Origin of the sequence: Streptomyces sp. NPDC002564, from assembly GCF_042889645.1 — a bacterium.
Taxonomy (GTDB): domain Bacteria; phylum Actinomycetota; class Actinomycetes; order Streptomycetales; family Streptomycetaceae; genus Streptomyces.
The window spans coordinates 64,200-83,786 of the sequence record NZ_JBIARE010000005.1 but is presented as its reverse complement, the minus strand read 5'-3'; the positions used below and the strand labels follow the sequence as shown (position 1 = coordinate 83,786).

Annotated in this window: 18 protein-coding genes and 1 pseudogene; 9 read left to right on the top strand and 10 right to left on the bottom strand. The window is 73.7% G+C overall.

Going from position 1 to position 19,587, the window contains the following annotated elements:
• Window positions 1-148 precede the first annotated feature (148 nt).
• Together ACFYXE_RS19175 and ACFYXE_RS19170 are read left to right on the top strand one after the other, a co-directional pair.
• Entirely contained in the window at window positions 149-1,363 is a 1,215-nt protein-coding gene (locus ACFYXE_RS19175; RefSeq protein WP_389313803.1) for a CaiB/BaiF CoA transferase family protein, read from the top strand.
• Complete coding sequence (locus ACFYXE_RS19170; protein ID WP_389313801.1) at window positions 1,360-2,529, top strand: acyl-CoA dehydrogenase family protein; 1,170 nt, start codon at window positions 1,360-1,362, stop codon at window positions 2,527-2,529. Before ACFYXE_RS19175 ends, ACFYXE_RS19170 begins: the two co-directional genes overlap by 4 nt.
• A gap of 48 nt (window positions 2,530-2,577) precedes the next feature.
• Here the strand turns inward: ACFYXE_RS19170 and ACFYXE_RS19165 are convergent, their stop codons facing one another.
• Both ACFYXE_RS19165 and ACFYXE_RS19160 read right to left on the bottom strand, forming a co-directional pair.
• Complete coding sequence (locus tag ACFYXE_RS19165; protein ID WP_389313799.1) at window positions 2,578-3,144, bottom strand: YbaK/EbsC family protein; 567 nt, start codon at window positions 3,142-3,144, stop codon at window positions 2,578-2,580.
• 62 nt (window positions 3,145-3,206) lie between these two features.
• Window positions 3,207-3,791 (bottom strand): helix-turn-helix domain-containing protein, encoded by a 585-nt coding sequence (locus tag ACFYXE_RS19160; protein WP_389314648.1) that lies wholly within the window; start codon window positions 3,789-3,791, stop codon window positions 3,207-3,209.
• A gap of 105 nt (window positions 3,792-3,896) precedes the next feature.
• Here ACFYXE_RS19160 and ACFYXE_RS19155 point away from each other — a divergent pair, with 105 nt between their 5' ends.
• Window positions 3,897-4,760, top strand: a complete 864-nt coding sequence (locus ACFYXE_RS19155; RefSeq protein ID WP_389313797.1) for an EamA family transporter — start codon at window positions 3,897-3,899, stop codon at window positions 4,758-4,760.
• Between the two features lie 39 nt (window positions 4,761-4,799).
• Here the strand turns inward: ACFYXE_RS19155 and ACFYXE_RS19150 are convergent, their stop codons facing one another.
• Window positions 4,800-5,537: an acyltransferase gene (locus ACFYXE_RS19150; protein ID WP_361180246.1), complete on the bottom strand. Its 738-nt coding sequence runs from the start codon at window positions 5,535-5,537 to the stop codon at window positions 4,800-4,802.
• A 141-nt stretch (window positions 5,538-5,678) separates the two neighbouring features.
• Between ACFYXE_RS19150 and ACFYXE_RS19145 the strand changes: the two genes are divergently transcribed.
• A complete protein-coding gene (locus ACFYXE_RS19145; protein WP_389313795.1) occupies window positions 5,679-6,212 on the top strand; it encodes a gamma carbonic anhydrase family protein in 534 nt (177 codons plus the stop codon).
• Between the two features lie 10 nt (window positions 6,213-6,222).
• On the opposite strand, the gene ACFYXE_RS19140 is transcribed toward ACFYXE_RS19145, so the two are convergent.
• From ACFYXE_RS19140 to ACFYXE_RS19125, 4 genes are all read right to left on the bottom strand, one after another.
• A complete protein-coding gene (locus tag ACFYXE_RS19140; RefSeq protein ID WP_361180242.1) occupies window positions 6,223-6,897 on the bottom strand; it encodes a DedA family protein in 675 nt (224 codons plus the stop codon).
• Window positions 6,898-6,985: 88 nt separating this feature from the next.
• A complete protein-coding gene (locus ACFYXE_RS19135; protein WP_389313792.1) occupies window positions 6,986-8,611 on the bottom strand; it encodes a carboxylesterase/lipase family protein in 1,626 nt (541 codons plus the stop codon).
• The gene (locus ACFYXE_RS19130; protein ID WP_389313790.1) at window positions 8,608-11,094 is read right to left on the bottom strand and encodes a beta-glucosidase; all 2,487 of its coding nucleotides are present in this window, start codon (window positions 11,092-11,094) and stop codon (window positions 8,608-8,610) included. The genes ACFYXE_RS19135 and ACFYXE_RS19130 overlap by 4 nt, the downstream gene beginning before the upstream one ends.
• A gap of 303 nt (window positions 11,095-11,397) precedes the next feature.
• Complete coding sequence (locus tag ACFYXE_RS19125; protein WP_389313788.1) at window positions 11,398-11,856, bottom strand: DUF4442 domain-containing protein; 459 nt, start codon at window positions 11,854-11,856, stop codon at window positions 11,398-11,400.
• A gap of 239 nt (window positions 11,857-12,095) precedes the next feature.
• Here ACFYXE_RS19125 and ACFYXE_RS19120 point away from each other — a divergent pair, with 239 nt between their 5' ends.
• The 3 genes from ACFYXE_RS19120 to ACFYXE_RS19110 all read left to right on the top strand — a co-directional run bounded on the left by ACFYXE_RS19120 (window position 12,096) and on the right by ACFYXE_RS19110 (window position 15,997).
• A complete protein-coding gene (locus ACFYXE_RS19120) occupies window positions 12,096-13,235 on the top strand; it encodes a hypothetical protein (RefSeq protein ID WP_389313786.1) in 1,140 nt (379 codons plus the stop codon).
• 130 nt (window positions 13,236-13,365) lie between these two features.
• Window positions 13,366-14,532: a hypothetical protein gene (locus ACFYXE_RS19115; RefSeq protein ID WP_389313784.1), complete on the top strand. Its 1,167-nt coding sequence runs from the start codon at window positions 13,366-13,368 to the stop codon at window positions 14,530-14,532.
• Window positions 14,533-14,662: 130 nt separating this feature from the next.
• Complete coding sequence (locus ACFYXE_RS19110) at window positions 14,663-15,997, top strand: MFS transporter (protein ID WP_389313781.1); 1,335 nt, start codon at window positions 14,663-14,665, stop codon at window positions 15,995-15,997.
• Here ACFYXE_RS19110 and ACFYXE_RS19105 read toward each other — a convergent pair.
• Together ACFYXE_RS19105 and tuf are read right to left on the bottom strand one after the other, a co-directional pair.
• Window positions 15,959-16,750 carry a spermidine synthase gene (locus ACFYXE_RS19105; RefSeq protein ID WP_389314646.1) on the bottom strand — a complete coding sequence of 264 codons (792 nt, stop codon included), beginning with the start codon at window positions 16,748-16,750 and terminating at the stop codon, window positions 15,959-15,961. The genes ACFYXE_RS19110 and ACFYXE_RS19105 overlap by 39 nt on opposite strands.
• Window positions 16,751-16,927: 177 nt before the next feature.
• Window positions 16,928-18,106: an elongation factor Tu gene (tuf, locus tag ACFYXE_RS19100; protein ID WP_389313779.1), complete on the bottom strand. Its 1,179-nt coding sequence runs from the start codon at window positions 18,104-18,106 to the stop codon at window positions 16,928-16,930.
• Window positions 18,107-18,369: 263 nt separating this feature from the next.
• Between tuf and ACFYXE_RS19095 the strand changes: the two are divergent.
• Together ACFYXE_RS19095 and ACFYXE_RS19090 are read left to right on the top strand one after the other, a co-directional pair.
• A pseudogene (locus ACFYXE_RS19095) lies at window positions 18,370-18,591 on the top strand (nuclear transport factor 2 family protein); the annotation flags it as partial.
• A 20-nt stretch (window positions 18,592-18,611) separates the two neighbouring features.
• Complete coding sequence (locus ACFYXE_RS19090; protein WP_361173449.1) at window positions 18,612-18,821, top strand: hypothetical protein; 210 nt, start codon at window positions 18,612-18,614, stop codon at window positions 18,819-18,821.
• 30 nt (window positions 18,822-18,851) lie between these two features.
• On the opposite strand, the gene ACFYXE_RS19085 is transcribed toward ACFYXE_RS19090, so the two are convergent.
• Window positions 18,852-19,562: a DNA alkylation repair protein gene (locus tag ACFYXE_RS19085; protein WP_389313776.1), complete on the bottom strand. Its 711-nt coding sequence runs from the start codon at window positions 19,560-19,562 to the stop codon at window positions 18,852-18,854.
• Window positions 19,563-19,587 lie beyond the last annotated feature (25 nt).

Genomic DNA, 19,587 nt, shown 5'->3' with positions numbered 1-19,587 from the left:
TCCACCGGACGACGGGCCGCCGTCCCGCAGGCATCGAAAGCGCGGCGCCGCACCCCCGCGGGCCCCGCACCGGTGCGACCCCGCCCCACCCCCACCGACCCGCCCCCGCGTCATTGACCCGCCCCCCGTCACCCCGTACAAACACCGCATGCCACCTCCCCCGCCCCTCCCTCCCGCCCTCCCCCTCGCCGGCGTCACCGTCGTCAGCCTGGAACAGGCCGTCGCCGCGCCCTTCGCCACCCGCCAACTCGCCGATCTCGGGGCGCGGGTGATCAAGGTCGAGCGGCCCGGCGGCGGCGACTTCGCGCGCCGCTACGACACGACCGTGCACGGCCAGGCCAGCTACTTCGTCTGGCTGAACCGTTCCAAGGAGTCGCTCACCCTCGATCTCAAGTCGGAGGAGGGCAGGGCGATCCTCGGCGACCTGGTCGCCGGGGCCGACGTGTTCGTGCAGAACCTCGCGCCGGGCGCCGCCGACCGCCTGGGCCTGGGCGCCGACGAGCTGCGGGCGCGCCATCCGTCCCTGATCACCTGCACCGTCAGCGGCTACGGCACGGACGGGCCCTGGGTGGACCGCAAGGCGTACGACCTGCTCGTGCAGTGCCAGACCGGGCTGCTCCAGCTCACCGGCACCCCGGACGAGGCCGTGCGCGCGGGGATCTCGGTGGCCGACATCGCGGGCGGGATGTACGCGTACAGCGGCATCCTCTCCGCGCTCTTCACGCGGGCGACGACCGGGCGGGCGCCCGCCGTCGAGGTGTCGCTCTTCGACGCGCTGGCCGAGTGGATGGGCCAGCCCGCCTACTACACGCGGTACGGCGGGACCCAGCCGCCCCGCGTCGGCGCCCGGCACGCGACGGTGGCGCCGTACGGCCCGTTCACCGCGTCGGACGGGAAGGACGTGCTGCTCTCCGTGCAGAACGAACGCGAATGGGTCGCGCTGTGCCGCGAGTTCCTCGGGCGGCCCGAGCTGGCCGACGACCCCCGCTTCACCACCGGGTCCGACCGCGTGGCGCACCGGGAGGCGCTCGACGCGATCATCTCCGCGCGCTTCGCGGAGCTCGGCAGCGACGAGGCGACGCGGCTGCTCGACCGCACGGGCATCGCGAACGCGGGCGTCAACTCCGTCCCCGAGTTCCTGGCCCACCCGGTGCTCACCGAGCGCGGACGCTGGCGGGACATCCGCGTACCGGGCACGGACGAGCCCGTACAGGCGCTGTTGCCGCCGGCCATCCTGTCCGGGGTGGCCCCGCGGATGGATCCGGTGCCGGCCGCGGGCGAGCACACCGACGCGATCCTCGCCGAGCTGGGCCGCGCCCCGGACGACATCGCACGGCTGCGCGCCGCGGGGGTCTGCCGGTGAGCGCCCTGGACGGACTGCCGCCCGACGAGCAACTGGTGATCCGCACGGTCCGCGACTTCGTCGACCGCCGGGTCCGGCCCGTGGCACGGGAGTTGGAGCACGCCGACACCTATCCGACCGAGCTCGTCGAGGGGATGAAGGAGCTCGGCGTCTTCGGCCTCGCCGTCCCCGAGGAGTTCGGCGGGACGCCCGTCTCCACCCCCTGCTACGTCCTGCTGACCGAGGAGCTGGCGCGCGGCTGGATGAGCCTGGCGGGCGCGATGGGCGGCCACACCGTCGTCGCGAAGCTGCTCCTGCACTTCGGCACGCCGGAGCAGCGGCGGCACTGGCTGCCCCGCATGGCCACCGGCGAGGTGCGCGCCACGATGGCGCTGACCGAGCCGGGCGGCGGCTCGGACCTGCAGGCGCTGCGCACGGTCGCGCGCCGCCGGGACGACGGCGGGTACGTCGTGGACGGCGCGAAGACCTGGATCACCAACTCCCGGCGGTCCCGGCTGATCGCGCTGCTCTGCAAGACGGACCCGGACGCCGAGCCGCGTCACCGCGGGATGTCCGTCCTGCTCGTCGAGCACGGCCCGGGACTGACCGTCTCGCGCGATCTGCCGAAGCTCGGCTACAAGGGCGTGGAGAGCTGCGAGCTGCTCTTCGACGGCTTCCGCGCCCCGGCCGGCGCGCTGCTCGGCGGCGTCGAGGGCCGGGGGTTCGGACAGATGATGAAGGGCCTGGAGACGGGGCGGCTGCAGGTCGCCGCCCGCGCGCTGGGAGTGGGGCGGGCGGCCTTCGAGGACGCGTTGCGCTACGCCCAGGAGCGCGAGTCGTTCGGCGTGCCGATCTGGCGCCACCAGTCGATCGGCAACTATCTGGCGGACATGGCGACGTCCCTGTCCGCGGCACGCCAGCTGACCCTGTACGCGGCGCGCGAGGCGGACGCGGGGCGGCGCGTGGACATGGAGGCGGGCATGGCCAAGCTGTGCGCGTCGGAGACGGCGATGCGGATCGCCCTGGACGCGGTCCGTATCCACGGCGGCCACGGCTACTCGACGGAGTTCGACGTCGAACGGTACTTCAGGGACGCGCCGTTGATGATCGTGGGCGAGGGCACCAACGAGATCCAGCGGGACGTGATCGTGCGTCAGCTGGTGGCGCGCGGCGGTCTGGACGGGTGAGCCGCCCGCCCCGGCCCGGCGTCCTCGCCGGGCCGTGCCTCGTCCGCCTCAGCCCGCCGCGGCGACGCCGAGGCCCTCCACGACGACCGCGTTCGGCAGCGCGGCGAACACCTTGCCCGGCACGATGAGCTTGCCGCGCCGGCTGCCGCTGCCCACCAGGACGTACGGGAGGTCGGCGACGACCGCGTCGACGAGCAGGGGCCAGGCCGCGGGCAGCCCGATCGGGGTGATGCCGCCGTACTCCATGCCGGTCTCGCCCGTGGCCGTGTCCGCCGGGGCGAACGACGCCTTGCGCGCGCCGAGGCGGCGGCGTACGACGCCGTTCACGTCGACGCGCGTGGCGGACGGGACGAGGCACGCGGCGAGCGTGGTCTCGCCGCCGCGCCTGCCCGCCACCACGACACAGTTGGCCGACCGGTCCAGGAGGTCGGGGCCGTAGTGCTCCAGGAAGGCGGCGGTGTCGGCCCAGCGCGGGTCGGTGTCGACGTGCACGAGCTCGTCGGCGGGGACGGCGCCCCGCCAGCCGCGCACGGCGTCCGCGACGGGCGGGACGAGCAGGTCCAGGGCTTCGGGGGCGGGGCTGACGACGTCGAACCGACCGAGAGGGGCACGCATGGCGGCACGCTAACAGCCCGCGGCGGCGGGCCGGTTCCGACCCCTCAGTACGTGCCCGCGTGTCAGTACGTGCCCGCGTGGGCGGGCGGGACCGAGACCGACATGGTCATCTCGACCGGCTCGGCGCCCCTGTTGTGGTAGCCGTGCGGCACGTCGGCCTCGAAGGTGGCGGCCGCCCCGGCGGTGACGACGTGCTCGGCGCCGTCGACGAGGAGCGTCAGCTCGCCGCACGCCACGTGCAGCAGCTCGACGGTGCCCGTCGGGTGCGCGTCGGAGTCGCTCCCCTCGCCCGGCATGAGGCGCCACGACCACAGTTCGAACGGGCCGCGCGCCTCGGTGCCCACCAGGAGCGTGGTGCTGCTGCCGGCCTCCGTGGACCACATGCGCACCGCCTGCTCCGGTGGCACGAGCCGGACGTGCGCCCCCTGCTCGTAGTCCAGGAGCGTGGTGATGCTGACGCCCAGCGCGTCCGCGAGCTTCACCGTGATGCCCACGCTGGGGTTGGTCCTGGCCTGCTCGATCTGGATGATCATGCCGCGGCTCACGCCCGCGCGGGCCGCCAGGGCGTCGAGGGTGAAGCCCCTTTCGTTGCGCCAGCGCTTGAGGTTGCGCGCGAGCGACTGCGTCAGCTGGTCGAGGTCCGACACATTCCCGTCCATTATTTTGGATGACAGAGTTCAGGATACTGAACTACGGTGTGGTGCACCTGATGATCCCAGATGGTTCAACACACTGTACTGCGAGGCCCTTCGATGACCGCTTTGTTCGCCCTGGCCACCAGCCTCCTGTGGGGCCTTGCCGACTTCGGCGGCGGACTGCTCACCCGACGCGTTCCCGCCCTCACGGTGGTCGTCGCCTCGCAGACGATCGCGGTGGTCGTGCTCGGCGTCGTCGTGATCGCGACCGGCGGGTGGACGGAGTGGGGGCCGCAGCTGTGGTTCGCGGTGGCGGCGGGCCTGGTCGGCCCGGTCGCGATGCTCGCCTTCTACAAGGCGCTCGCCCTCGGCCCGATGGGCGTCGTCTCACCGCTCGGCTCGCTCGGCGTCGCCGTGCCGGTCGGCGTCGGGCTCCTGCTCGGCGAGCGGCCGGGCCCGGCCCAGTTCGCGGGCATCGGGGTGGCCGTGGCGGGCATCGTCCTCGCGGGCGGACCGGAGCTGCGCGGCGCGCCGGTGCAGCGCAGGGCGGTGCTGCTCACGCTCGTCGCGGCGTTCGGCTTCGGCGGCGTGATGGCCCTGATCGCCGAGGCGTCCAGCAGCCTGACCGGGCTCTTCCTCGCCCTCTTCGTGCAGCGCGTGACCAACGTGGCGGCGGGCGGCGCCGCGCTGTACGTCTCCGTCCGGCGCGGCGGCAGGGCGCTGCCCGAAGGCTCCGGCACGGGCGTGCTCCTGGCCATGCTCCCGGCCCTCGCCTTCGTCGGACTCGCGGACGTCGCCGCCAACGGCACGTACTCGGTCGCCGCCCAGAACGGCCCGGTCACGGTCGCCGCGGTGCTCTCCTCCGTGTACCCGGTGGTGACGGCGCTGGCGGCCCGCGCCGTGCTCGACGAGCGGCTGCGCGCGGTCCAGGCGGCCGGCGCGGGCCTGGCCCTGGTGGGCACGGTGCTGCTGGCCGGCTGAGCCGGCGGGCGGCCCGCGCACCGCCCGGAGACCCGGGCCTCAGCCCTCCCCCAACTCCCCCAGCGCAAGCAGCTGTTCCGGCGTGACCCCGTCGGGGATCGGCACCGGAGCGGGGGTCCGCAGCGGCGGCTGCCAGCCCTGCTCCGCGTCCCAGGTGCGCACCACCCGCGCGGGCGCCCCCGCCACCACGGCATGGTCGGGCACCTCCCCGCGCACGACCGCCCCCGCGGCCACCACGACGTTGCGCCCGATGCGGGCCCCCGGCAGGATCACCGCCCCCGTCCCCACCCAGCACCCGGGCCCGATCTCCACCGGCTCCATCCGGGGCCACTGCTTCCCGATGGGCGTGTGCGGGTCGTCGTAGGAGTGGTTGGTCGACGTCACGTACACGTACGGACCGAAGTAGCAGTCGTCCCCGATGGACACCGCGGTGTCCGCGATGACGTGGCTGCCGCGGCCCAGCACGACGCCGTTGCCGATGCGCAGGATCGGGTCGGGCCCGAGGTCGAGGTCCGGCATCATGCCCGCGGTGAGCGTGACGTGCTGGCCCACGACGCAGTGGTCGCCGAGCCGGATCCACGGCTCCCCGAAGACCGTGCCCTGCGGGAAGGCGAGCTTCGTGCCCTCGCCGATCGCGCCGAACCGCAGCCGGCCGGGGTGGGCGGCGGTCACCGCGCCCGTGCGCTGCACCCAGTCCCAGCCCGCGTGGACGGCGCGCTGCGCGAGCCTGCGCGGCCCGGCCGCGAGGGATGAGAACGTGTTCCTGTTCTTCGGCACGCGCTCACGTTACTCAGTGCCCCACCCCGCCGCAGGCCCCCGGCCTGTGATCTTCACCCCACACGGCGGCGCCCGCCCGGCCGTCCCGTACGGTGCCGTCAGGCGTGACGCACACAGACGTACCGAACAGGGAGCGAGTCGATGGGCCACGAGGCACTCATCACCGGCATCGGCGGCAGGACCCCGGAGATCGACCAGGACGCGTTCACCGCGCCGACGTCCGTCGTGATCGGCGAGGTGACGCTGCGGGCCGGGGCGAGCGCCTGGTACGGCGCGGTGCTCCGCGCCGACTGCGGGCCCATCGTGGTGGGAGCCGACAGCAACATCCAGGACAACTGCACCCTGCACGTCGACCCCGGCTTCCCCCTCACGATCGGGGAGCGCGTCTCGGTCGGCCACAACGCCGTCCTGCACGGCTGCACCGTCGAGGACGACGCGCTGATCGGCATGGGCGCCACCGTCCTCAACGGCGCGGTGATCGGCACCGGTTCGCTGGTGGCGGCCCAGGCCCTGGTGCCCCAGGGCATGCAGGTGCCCCCGGGCTCGCTCGTCGCGGGCGTGCCCGCCAAGGTGCGCAGGCCGCTCACCGACGAGGAGCGCGAGGGCATCTCGCTCAACGGCACGCTGTACGTGGATCTGGCCAAGGCCCACCGCGACGCGCACGCGGCGGACTGACCGGACGGGTTCAGTCGACGGCGGGGACCGGCCGCGGGTCGGCGAGCGGCTGCTCGGCGGCCTCGGCCGCCTCCGCCTCGGCCGCGGCCTTCTTCGCCCGGCGCTTGACGAACAGCATCGAGCCGACGCCGATGAGGACGGCGATGCCGAGTCCCACGTACGAGAAGCGCTTGAGCCAGTCCTCGGCGACCACGCCGATGTAGTAGATGACGGCGGTGGTGCCGCCCGCCCAGACGATGCCGCCGAGGACGTTGGCGATCAGGAACTTCCAGTAGGGCATGCGCAGGACGCCCGCGAGCGGCCCGGCGAAGATGCGCAGCAGCGCGACGAAGCGGCCGAAGAAGACCGCCCACATGCCCCACTTCTGGAAGGACCGCTCGGCGGTGGCCACGTTCGACGCGCCGAAGTGCTTGGGGAACTTCCGCTCCAGCCAGGCGAGGAGCGGGCGGCCGCCCTTGCGCCCGATGGCGTACCCGATGGAGTCGCCGATGATGGCGCCCGCGGTGGCGCAGGCGCCCAGGATCACCGGGTTGAGGTCGCCGTGCTGGGAGGACAGGAGCGCCGCGGAGACCAGGACGATCTCACCGGGCAGCGGAATGCCCAGGCTCTCCAGACCGATGACGAGGCCCACCAGCGCGTAGATGCTGACGGCTGGGACGTGCTCCAGCCACTCCTGGACGTGCAACGCCGGTTCCTCCCGTGCGGTTCAAGTGTGTGTGCCCGGCGTGCGCGCCTGCTCGGTCGCGCACGCCGGGCAGCCTACCCGCAGCGGCTCAGCTCGCCGGAACGGCGTCCCAGAGGTCGCAGCGGTGGGTGTCGCGCACGGTGGCGTCGATCGTGTTCCCGCCCGCCGACGCGGTGCGCAGCGAGAGCACCTGCCCCGGCCGGGTGCGCTGGTCGGGGGCCGCGGGCCCGCCGTCGGCGCGCGGCACTCCGGTGCGCACGAACGAGCCCCAGTACTGCACCATCTGCCGGGCCAGCAGGCGCTGTTCGGCGTTGAAGGGCGAGGTGAGCCCGAAGTGCTTGAACAGGTACTGGACCTCGTTGACGTGGGTGGCGCCGAAGTCGAAGTCGGTGTCGAGCCGCCGCAGCGAGGCGAAGGGCGGCGAGGTGCGGTCCGCGAACTCGTAGGCGTAGACGGGCCCTCGGCGTGCCAGAGCGGTGTCCATGCGCAGCGCCGAGCAGGCGAACATCCGGTCGCCGAGCGCGGCGCCGTACGCGTGCGTCGGTGAGGCGTGGTCCGCGAGCGGATACCTCCGCAGGACGCGGGCGCCCAGCTCCGCCCCGTACGCCGCGGCGAGGGCCTGCGGGTACCGCTCGGCGGTGAGCGGGGCACCCCGGCCGTCGAACTGCGAGAAGGCGAAGAGCCGTCCCTCGTCGCTGTTCGCGCCGTTCAGCACGGGCACCCGGGCCGCGCTCCCGTTCCGGTACGCCGCCTCGGGCTGGACCGGAAGGAAGGCGCCGCCCACCACGGGACCCCAGTCGAAGCCGGCCTGCGCGGCGAGGATCCGCTCGGCGGGCCTGCCCCGCAGGCAGGCGAGCGCGGTGCGCGGGTCGGGACAGCCCGCCTTCTTCGCGAAGGCCGCGCCGTCGGCGGTCGCCCGCTGCCGCTCGCGGCCCGCGCAGTCGCCGTACGCGCCGCTCTCCACGACGGCCGCGCGGTAGAGGCCGCGGGCGGTGGGCGAGGCGAGCTGGGTGCAGACGGACCGGCCGCCCGCCGACTCGCCGGCGACGGTGACCCGGCCTGGATCGCCGCCGAAGCGGCCGATGTTGGCGCGCACCCAGCGCAGCGCGGCCTGCTGGTCGAGCATGCCGTAGTTGCCGGACACGCCGTCGGACGCCTCGCCGTCGAGGCCCGCGGAGGCGAGGAAACCCAGGGCGCCGAGGCGGTAGTTGACCGTGACGACGACCGCGCCGGTGCGGCGGGCGAAGCTGTCGGGCACGATGTCCGAGCCCGCCCCCGCGGTCAGCCCGCCGCCGTGCAGCCACACCAGCACGGGCAGACGGCCCGTGCGCCCCTCGGGGGTGTGGACGTTGAGGTCGAGGCAGTCCTCGGTGTGGCTGGGATTCTCGTAGCCGGGGTCCCAACTGGCGCTCTGCACGCAGCGGTTGCCGAACCCGGTCGCCCGGCGCACGCCGTCCCACGGCCGCACCGGACGCGGCGCCTTCCAGCGCAGGTCCCCGACGGGCGGGCGCGCGTAGGGCACGCCGAGGAACTGCCGCCCCTCGGCGGTGGCCGTGCCGCGCAGCCAGCCGTCGTCGGTGCGCACCAGGGTGCCGCCGCCCGTGCCGGTCGCCGCCTGGGCCGGCAGCGGGCCGAGGACGGCCGCGGCGGCCGCCGCCGCCAGGGCAGCGACGGCCGACACGGCTCGGCGTATCCGGCCGCCGGCGGCGCTCATGCGCCCGCTCCCTTGACGACGGTGGTCGCGGAGAGCTTCATGTCGCGGGCGGAGGTGCCCACGCGGAAGGAGCGCCGTCCCGTGCCGAGCCGCCAGTCGTGCCGCTTGACGTCCCAGGCCGAGAGGGTCCGCCGGTCGACGTGGACGGTGACGCGCCGCCGCTCCCCCGGGCGCAGGGTGAGCCGCCGGTAGCCGCCGAGGAGCCGTTCGGCCTGGGTCAGCCGCAGGTCCGGCGAGGGACCGACGTAGACCTGCGGGACGGTGACGCCCTCACGCCTGCCGGTGTTGCGCACGGTGAAGCTGACGTCCACGCCCCGGCCGACCTGACGGACCGCCAGATCCGCGTAGGCGAAGGTGGTGTACGAGAGGCCGTGGCCGAAGGGGAAGAGCGGCCGCACCCCTTCGGCGTCGTACCAGCGGTAGCCGACGAGGACGCCCTCGGAGTACTCCTCGACGCCGTCGACTCCCGGATAGCGTCGCGGGTCCCCGGCCATCGGGTGCAGGTCGTCGTCCACCGGGAAGGACTGGGTGAGCCGGCCGCCGGGGTCGCAGTCGCCGAACAGGACGGCAGCGGTGGCGGCCGCGCCCTCCTGGCCCGGGTAGTACATCTGCAGGACGGCGGCGGTCCGCTCCAGCCACGGCATGGAGGTGGCCGACGAGGTGTTCAGGACGACGGTGGTGCGCGGGTTGGCCGCGGTGACGGCCTGGATCAGCTCCTCCTGGTGGCCGGGCAGCGCGACGGTCGTGCGGTCCTGGCCCTCGGTGGCGTCCTCGTAGGCGAACAGGACGACGGTGTGCGACCGGCGGGCCGCGCGGACGGCCTCGGCGACGTCGGCGGCGCGCGTGGCGCCGGTGATGCGGCGCAGCCGGAACGTCTGTCCCCGGTCGCCGCCCTTCGCGGTGATCTTCAGCCGGTGCCCGGCGGGGGTGAGGTTCCGGGTCGCGCGGCGCACGTTCAGCCCGTCGGGCGCGGCGGCGATGAGACCACCGGAGAAGTACTCGCCGACGCCCGGCCGCGGCGGGTAGAGCTCGACGTCGTCCAGCTCCACCTTGGGCCGCTCGCCGGAGTAGTGGAGGACGAGCGTCCACTCGTCCGGCTCGGCGGGGGTCAGCGTCCCGTCGTACGTCCACTCCTTGCCCGCGGCGACCTTCTGGCCCTCCGGGTCGAAGCCGGGGGTGAGCCGGGAGCGCGGGATCGGCTTGCCGTAGAGGTCCTCGCCCACCGCGTAGGTGACCTCGGCCTCGCGGCCGGCCCGGGCGGTGATCGCGTCGAGCGGGCTGTCGGCGTGGTCGGGGACGACGTGGGCGCTGCCGCCGCCGCTGACGAAGGGCTGGCGGCCGGTGGGGCCGATGACGGCGACGGAGCGGGCGGCGCGGCCGGTGAGCGGCAGGGCGCGGTGCGCGTTGCGCAGCAGGGTGGCCCCGGCCTTGGCGACGTCCAGGGCGACCGTCGCTCCCGCGTCGGGGTCGCGCTCCGGGCGCGGCGGGCGGCTCGCGTCGAGCAGTCCGAAGCGCTCCATGACGCCGAGGATCCGGCGCACCGAGCGGTCGACCTGCGGCTCGGGGACGCTGCCGTCGCGGACGGCCCGCTTGAGGGCGGCGCCGAAGTAGGCGTCGTCGGGCATCTCCATGTCGAGACCGGCGGCGAGGGCCGCGACGGTGCTGTGCTGGGCGTACCAGTCGGTCATCACCCACCCCTCGAAGCCCCAGCGCTCGCGCAGGATGTCGCTGAGGAGCTCCTTGTTCTCGCAGGCGAAGGTGCCGTTGACCTTGTTGTACGCGCCCATGACGGCTCCGGTGCCGGCGGCGACGGCCGCCTCGAACCCGCGCAGTTCGGTCTCGTGCATCGTCCGCTCGTCGGCCCGCACGTCGACCTTCGTGCGGTCCTTCTCCTGGTTGTTCAGGGCGAAGTGCTTGACGGTGGCGATGAGGCCCTCGCCCTGGATGCCCTTGATCTCCTCGGACACCAGGTCGGCGGCGAGCAGCGGGTCCTCGCCGAAGGTCTCGAAGTTGCGGCCCGCGTACGGGGTGCGGATGAGGTTGACCATCGGCGAGAGCAGCACGTCCTGCTGCAGGGCGCGCCCCTCGCGGCCGATGACCTGGCCGTAGCGGCGGGCGAGCGCGGGGTCGAAGGCGGCGGCGAGCAGGACCGGGGCGGGCAGGGCGGTGGCGCGGGCGGCGACCCGGACGCCCGCGGGGCCGTCGGCGAGGCGCAGCGGCGGGATGCCGAGGCGCGGCACGCCGGGGACGTAACCCGCCTGGCCGAGGCTCTTCGGGTCGGTCGCGCCGTGCAGCAGGGAGATCTTCTCGTCGAGGGTGAGCCGGCCGACGAGGGACTCGACGCGGCGGCCCGCACCGGGGCCCTGTCTGGAGCGGGCCGCCGCGTGCGAGGGGACCGCCGTACCGGCGGTGGCCGCGGCTGCCACGGCGATCGCACCGCCGGCCAGCCTGAGAGCCGACCGCCGGGACACGGAGTGGGACATGAGCCGTCACTTCCTTCTGTGCCTTGTGTGCGCGAACACGACTGTGCGAAGCGAAGCGTGTACACGTGCCAATGGTGAGTAGTCATTCGGGCTTTGAACGCACTATGCGACAAGAAGGACTGACACACCGTTAGACACCAGGTGCAGCGGCGGGAAAACTATGGCCGCCGATGACTCGTGTCAATGAGTTGAACAAGAAGTGAACGTCAGGGCGTGGCGGCGGCACCCCGAAACGACCGGAGGCCCGGGGCCGTGCCGTCGGGCACAACCACGGGCCTCCGCGGGTCGGTTGACCCGTGCGGGTCAGTTGGGGTTGTTGGGGCGCAGGGTCCACACCACCGTCATCTCGCCCGTGACCGCGCCGTCCTCGCGCTGGATCTCGATGGCGACCGGGAACTCGGGGCGCTGCCCCGCGTCGAGTTCGGCGATCACGTCGGAGGCCGGGCGGCCGAGGGTCGCGGTGGCCGTCACCGGCCCCATCGCCAGCTTCTTGTACGCGATCTCGGCGCTGACGGCGAGCGGCACGGCCCGCGAGAGCTCGGCGCCGAACGCGGCGAGGACGATGGCGCCGCTCGCGGACTCGCCCAGGGTGAACATGGCGCCGGCGTGCGGGCCGCCGACGTGGTTGTGGTAGTCGCCCTGGTCCGGCAGGGCGACCACGGCCCGGTCCGGCGCGGTCTCGCGGAACTCCAGGTTCAGCGTGCGGGCCATCGGAACCGTGGCGGCGAGCATCTCGCCGATCGACATCTGGTCTGCGCTCATGACGGCGATGTTACCCACGGGTAGCGACCTTGGCCAGGGCCCTCCCGGGCGTGGATCACCGGCGCCCGGGCCGGGCGCCCGTGCGGCGGGGGCGAGCCGCCGGACACGACCGTGCGGAAGGTCCTCCGGGCCGTGCGGGTGTACAAGACCGCCGAGAACCGAGCATTCCCGGCAGGCCCGTTCACGCCTCCCGGGGCGGCTGTGATCTTGTGCGCGCGGCACCCGTATCGTGGCCCGCCATGTGGCCAGGACAGCAGCCGCCCGGGGGCGAGCAGAACCCGCAGGACCAGAGCCGTGACCAGGGACGACCTCAGGGACAGCCCCAGGGCCCACCTCAGGGACAGCCTCAGGTGCAGCCCCAGGGCCAACCTCAGGGGCAGAACCCGTACCAGCAGCCGGGGTACCAGCAGCCGAATCCCTATCAGCAGCCGGGATACCAGGCGCCGAACCCGTATCAGCAGCAGCCCGGCTCCCCGATGTCCGGCGCCGGTCAGCAGGGGCCGTGGAGCGCCCCGACGGCTGCGACGGGCGCGCCGCAGGCGCCCGCGGACGGGGGCGGGGGCGGCGGCCGGGATGGCGGCAACAAGGTCAGGATCGTGTCGATCGCCACGGCGGCCGCCGTGGTCGTGGCCGCGGGCGTGACCGGATTCCTGCTGCTCGGCGACGGCGACGGCGGCGACGGCAAGGGCACCGAGGCCGGCTCCCCCGCGCCCGGCAGCCACGCGCCGGGCGCCGCGGCGGACCGCACCGGCGGCGAGCGCGGCACGGACAACGCCCTCAAGCCCACGATCAAGGGCTGGCACGTCGTGGTGAACCCGAAGTGGGGCACCGCCTTCGACGTCCCGCCGGAGTGGGAGGTGCAGGACCCGGGCTCCGCCATCGCCTTCGAGGACCACAAGACGGGCAAGCCGCTGATGACGATGTCGGCGCCCGCCTACCTGCGGCCGAAGTGGTGCACGAGCGACGACGACAAGGACGGCAGGACCGAGGACCACGAGCTCGCCGCCGTGGGCACCAAGGGCGCCAAGGGCGCGAAGAACACCGACGAGGTCGCGGTCAACCAGGTCGGCTGGTGGGTCTACGCCGGCTACACCCAGCCGGACAAGAAGAGCTTCACCAACGACGAGAAGGCGCAGCCGTACACCACGAAGTCCGGCATCAAGGGCAGCATCGCCCGTGCGAAGTCCACGGACACACCGCAGCGGGGCAAGTGCGCCACGGACGGCAAGGCGATCACCTTCGGCTTCAAGAACGAGGCCGGCGACTACGTGGCGTGGAGCCTCTACGGTGCCTCGGGTGTGCGGGACGAGATTCCGGAGAAGACGGTGATGAAGATCCTCAGCACCGTGCGCACCCACGGCGACCCGACGGAATCCTGACGGTATCCACCGCTTTCTCCGTACGTTCCGCGTTTTCTCCGCACACTCTCCCCACCAGGCACGACGCGCGACGCGTCGCACAGGGGGCGCGCATGGCACCGGGCCCCGGGCACCTCTATGGTTACTGGCCATGTGGCCAGAAAAGCAGCCGCCCGGGGGCGAGCAGAACCCGCAGGACCAGAGCCGTGACCAGGGGCAACCTCAGGGGCAGCCCCAGGGCCAACCTCAGGGACAGCCCCAGGGACAGCCCCAGGGACAGCCCCAGGGGCAGAACCCTTACCAGCAGCCGGGGTACCAGCAGCCGAATCCCTATCAGCAGCCGGGATATCAGCAGCAGCCGGGATACCAGCAGCAGCCTCCGGGTGGCTACCAGCAGCCGCACTCGGGCGCCTTCTCGCAGCCCGAGCAGCCGCAGTGGGCGGCTCCGACGCCACCGCCCGTGCCGCCGCAGCAGTCCGGCGGCGGCCAGGGCGGCGGCGACGGCAACAAGACGAAGATCACCGCGATCGTCGCCGCGCTCGCCGTCGTGGTGGCGGCGGGCGTCACCGGCTTCCTCGTCTTCGGCAACGACGACGACAAGGGTGACGAGGCGGCTCCCGCGAAGCCCTCGAAGTCCGTGTCGAAGAAGCCGAGCCCGAGCCCGAGCGACGACGGCAACGCGCGCGGGGAGGGCGGCGAGGACAAGCCCACCGTCGACGGCTGGCAGGTCGTGGTGAACCCCAAGTGGGGCACCGCCTTCGACGTCCCCGCCGACTGGAAGGTCGAGACGCCGGACACCTTCATCGGCTTCGACGACCGCAAGGACGACGGCACGAAGAGCATCATCGGCATGTCCGCGCCGGCGATCCTCAAGGAAAAGTGGTGCACGTCCGACGACGACAAGGACGGCGAGCCCGACGACACCTCGCTCGCCGCGGTCGGCACCAAGGGCCAGAACGGCGCCAAGAACACCGAGGACGTCGCCCGCAACGACTCGGCGTGGTGGGTCTTCGGCGGCTACACCGAGCAGACCAAGGCCGACAAGAAGAAGATCAAGATCGGCAAGATCGAGGACTACACCACCGCGTCCGGCGTCAAGGGCAGCGTCGCGACGTCCACGACGTCCGGCGCCGCCACCTCCGCCAAGTGCGACTCGGAGGGCAAGGCCACCACGTTCGCCTTCAAGAACGAGGCCGGCGAGTACGTCGCCTGGACCCTCTACGGCGCCAAGGGCGTCAAGGAGGAGGTTCCCGACGCCACGGTGAAGAAGATCCTCAGCACGGTCCGCTGGAGCAAGGCCGCGGCCGAGGAGTCCTGAGCCACCGGTCCTCCGCGCCCGGGCGTTCGCCGCACTCGACCGCTCTCCGCGCCCGGCCGCCGGGAGTGCGCTCGCCGCTCCCGGGCAAAACGGTTTGGCAGGACGGCCGCCCTGCGGGGATAGTCCCGGGGTGACGCATCCCGCCCCCGCACCCCGCCGCCCCGCCCGGGCCGGCCGCAACTACACACTCCTGACCGCCGCCGCGATCGTGACGAACCTCGGAAGCCACGGGGCTCTGATCGCGGCGGCGTTCGCGGTCCTCGACGCGGGCGGCGACGGCGGCGACGTGGGCCTGGTGGCCGCCGCGCGGACCCTGCCGCTCGTGCTGTTCCTGCTCATCGGCGGCGCGGTCGCCGACCGGCTGCCCCGGCACCACGTCATGGTCGCGGCCAACGTCCTCAACTGCGGCTCGCAGGCCGCCTTCGCCGCACTGGTCCTCGCGGGCGAGCCACGGCTGTGGCAGATGATGGTCCTCACCGGGCTCGGCGGCGTCGGTCAGGCGTTCTTCGGCCCGGCCGCCGAGGGCATGCTGATGTCGTCGGTCAGCGGCGAGCAGGCCGGGCGGGCGTTCGCGCTGTACCGGATGGCGATGCAGGGCGCGGGCCTGGGCGGCGCCGCGCTCGGCGGCCTGATGGTCGCGGGGCTGGGACCCGGCTGGGTGCTCGCCGTGGACGCGGCCGCCTTCGCGGTCGCGGGCGCCCTGCGCTCGTTCCTCGACGTGAGCCACATCCCCGCGCGGGCGCCCGGCGGCGGGCTGCTCGCCGATCTGCGGGACGGCTGGCGGGAGTTCACCGGACGGCCCTGGCTGTGGTCGATCGTGGCGCAGTTCTCGGTGGTGGTGGCGGTGGTCGGCGCAGCCGAGTCGGTGTTCGGGCCGCTGGTGGCCCGGGACGAACTGGGCGGCGCGGGGCCGTGGGGCCTGGCGCTCGGCGCGTTCGGCGCGGGCACGGTCGGCGGCGCGTTTCTGATGACGCGGTGGAAGCCGCGGCGTCTGCTGCTCGCCGGCACCCTGTGCGTCTTCCCGCTGGCCGCGCCCTCGGCGGCGCTCGCGGTGCCGCTGCCGGTCGCCGGGCTCGCCGCGGTGATGTTCGTCAGCGGTCTGGCGATCGAGGTGTTCGGCGTGTCCTGGATGACCGCCATGCACCAGGAGATCCCGGAGGAGAAGCTGTCGCGCGTCGCCGCCTACGACTGGTTCGGCTCGGTCGCGATGGTGCCGCTGGCCACGGCGCTCGCCGGTCCCGCGGAGTCCGCGTTCGGCAGGACCGCCTCGCTGTGGGGCTGCGCGGCGCTGGTGGTGCTCGTGACCGCCGCCGTCCTGTTCGTCCCCGACGTACGCCGTCTCCAGCGCCGCACGAGGGAGGTGGCGGTGTCGGCGCCGGTGGCCAAGCCGGGCCTCGAACCGGAGCCGCGCGGGGCCGCCGTGGCGTCAGCCGATGGAGAAGGCGCCGTCGGGCGGCTCGGGTGAGGGGACCGCGTCCTCGTCGCGCACCGGCCGCGCGTCGCCGATGAGGCGCCGCAGCGCCTTCCCGTGCTCGACCCTGGCCGGAAAGACGTCGGCCGCGGTGCGGCGGGCCAGCGCCGCCACGTCGATGGGTCCGTCCGCGGCGACGAGCACCGCGTTCCCGAAGCGGCGCCCGCGCAGCACGGACGGTTCGGCGATCAGCGCGAGCTCCCCGAAGACCTCGGCGAACGTGGCCAGTTGGGAGCGGAGGAAGGCGAAGGGCGCGCCGTCGGCGAGGTTCGCGATGTAGTGCCCGCCGGGCCGCAGCACCCGCGCGGCGCTTCGCGCGTAGGCGACGGTGGTGAGGTGTGCGGGGACGCGGGAGCCGCCGAACACGTCGGCGACGACGACGTCGGCGCCGCCCTCCGGCGCCGCGTCGAGCCACTCCCTGGCGTCCGCGCCGTGCACGTCGACCCCGCTCCCCTCGGCCAGCGGCAGCCGCTCGGCGACCAGCCGGAGCAGCCCCCGGTCCGCCTCGACGACCTGCTGCCGGGAGCCGGGCCGGGTGGCGGCGACGTAGCGGGGCAGTGTCAGGGCGCCGCCCCCGAGATGGGTGACGTCCAGGGGGCTGCCCGGCTCGGCGGCGGCGTCCAGGACGTGGGCCAGGCGGCGCACGTACTCGAACTCCAGGTGCGTGGGCTCGTCCAGGTCGACGTACGACTGGGGCGCGCCGTCGACCGTGAGCAGCCAGGCGCGCCGCCGGTCGACGTCGGGCATCAGCTTCGCCGTGCCGTGGTCGACCTCCCTGGTCACCGGGATCGCCTCGGCCCCGCCGTCGTCCACGCCGGTTGCGTCCGCCCCGGCCCCGCGCTCGAACTCCTGCTCGTCCACGGCGTCCATTGTGCCCGCCCGCCCCGGGGAGCCGGTGCCCCCCGGGGCGGGCGGGACGAGCCGTCAGAGAAGCTCCGTGACGGTGCCCGCGCCGACGGTGCGGCCGCCCTCGCGGATCGCGAAGCCGAGCCCCGTCTCCAGCGGCACGTCACGGCCGAGCTCGACCGTCATCGTGACCGTGTCGCCGGGGCGGGCCACGGCGGCCGCGCCGAGGTCGACGTCACCGACCACGTCCGCGGTGCGGAGGTAGAACTGCGGCCGGTACCCGGTGGCGATCGGCGTGCCCCGCCCGCCCTCGCGGGTGGCGAGGACGTACACCTGCGCGGTGAAGCGCCGCCGTGGTGTGACGCTGCCGGGCGCGGCGACCACGTGGCCGCGGCGTACGGCGTCGCGGGGCAGGCCGCGCAGCAGCAGCGCCACGTTGTCGCCCGCCTGCGCCTGTGCCATCGGCTTGCCGAAGGTCTCCAGGCCGGTGACCACGGTCTCCGTGTCCGCGCCGAGGACCTCCACGCGGTCGCCGACGCGGACGGTGCCGCGCTCGACGGCGCCGGTGACGACGGTGCCGCGCCCGGTGATGGTCAGCACGTTCTCGACGGGCAGCAGGAACGGCGCGTCGAGATAGCGCTCGGGCATCGGCACGTACGTGTCCACCGCGTCGAGCAGCGCCTCGACCGAGGCCGTCCACCGCGGGTCGCCCTCCAGCGCCCTGAGCCCCGAGACCCGTACGACGGGGACGGTGTCCCCTCCGTACCCGTGCGCCGAGAGCAGGTCGCGGACCTCCAGCTCGACGAGGTCGGTGAGCTCCGCGTCACCGGCGTCCGCCTTGTTCAGCGCGACCACGAGGTGGTCGACGCCGACCTGGCGGGCGAGCAGCACGTGCTCGGCGGTCTGCGGCATGATCCCGTCGAGCGCCGACACGACGAGGATCGCCCCGTCCAGCTGGGCGGCGCCGGTGACCATGTTCTTGACGTAGTCGGCGTGGCCCGGCATGTCCACGTGGGCGTAGTGCCGGGTGTCCGTCTCGTACTCGACGTGCGCGATGTTGATGGTGATGCCGCGCCGGGCCTCCTCGGGGGCGCGGTCGATGCGGTCGAAGGAGACGTACTGGGTGCCGCCGGCGGAGCCGCGCTCGCTGAGGACCTTGGTGATGGCTGCGGTCAGGGTGGTCTTGCCGTGGTCGACGTGGCCCATGGTGCCGATGTTGAGGTGCGGCTTCGTGCGGACGTAGGCGGTCTTGGACATGGTGGTTCCTTCTCCGGAACTCGAATGCTGTTGCCCCGGGCCGGCGGCACTGCGCGCGGTCGGGACGGGGACCCCGGGGGCCGGACCGACCCTCCCCCTGCGGGGTCCGCCGGAGTGTCCGGGGAGAGTCAGCTTCGGGCGCCGTCGAAGGCGGCGGGGGCGGTGACGGCAGCCGTCGCAGCGCCCGCGACTGCGGGCGTGGCTGCGAGGAAGGCGTACCGGAACATAGGTCCGATCCTCACCGAAGGAAACGCCCACGTCGAATGATTTTCGCCCGAACGGCACACGGTGTGGGACGAGTTGCCCGCGGCGGGGAAGTCTTCGCGGACCACGCCGACGACATCGTGATGTTCGACGTGCCGCCGCAGGACGGCGTCCGCGGCCTCGACGCCTACCGGGCGGTGTGGCCGCCGTTCTTCGCCTGGCAGGCGCAGGGCGCGTCGTTCGAGATCGTCTCCCTCGACGTGACGGCGGGCACGCCCGTCCGCGTGGGAAACTCTCCGACATGGACACCGCCAAGCTCGAACTCGCCGCCACCCGCTACCAGGAGGCCGAGGCCGCGTTCGAGGCAGCACGCGCCGACCTGCGCCTGGAGGCCCTCGCCTGCCTCCAGGACACCGACGAGCGGGGCGCCGAGGCCGAGGTCTCCCGCATCACCGGCTGGACCCCCGAGGACCTGCGCCGGATGGCGGAGAACCACCGCGGAGCCCTCTGAGCGCGCCCTCGGCGGGCCCGCAATCGCTCCTCAGAGGTTCTTGAGCGCCTCCCGTACCGAGAGCGGCGCGAGGACGTCCCTGTTCCGGTCGACGAAGCCTCGTACCGCGTCCGGGTCCGTCTTGGCGTACTCGCGCAGGCACCAGCCGATGGCTTTCCTGATGAAGAAGTCGGAGTCGCCCGACCGGCGTACGCAGTAGGCGAAGAGGCGTTCCGTGTCGGTGGCCGTCTTGTACCGGAGCTGGTGGAGCAGGGCCGTGCGGGCCACCCACAGGTCCTCGTCCTCGATCCACTCGTCCATGGCGGACCGCAGCCCGGGGTCGGCCTCGACCAGCGCGCCCACGACGTGCGCGGCCAGCAGGTCGACCGTGTCCCACCAGGAGCGCGTCGTCACGAGGTGCCGGGCGACGGGCAGGAAGCCGGACGAGCAGCGCTTCACGTGGCGGCGCAGGTAGTCGACGGCGAAGTAGGCGTACTCGCGCTCGGGCAGCTCCCAGCAGCGCAGCGCGATCGCCGTGCAGTCCCGTTCGTCGGGGCGCGGGGTGCCGGCGAGGACGGCGCGGGACAGCTCACGGCGCACCGGTGAGGCGAGGCCGAGGAAGGGGGCGACGTCCTTCATGTACGCCCTCATCCGCACGGCCCGCTCCGGATCGGCCCTCTGCGGGTACTGCGTGACGAGCCGTTCGAGGACGGTGTCCGCCAGGTCGCTGCGCGGTGCTTTCGTCCGGACTGTGACGGTCATGAGACGCACCATACGGCGATCAGAT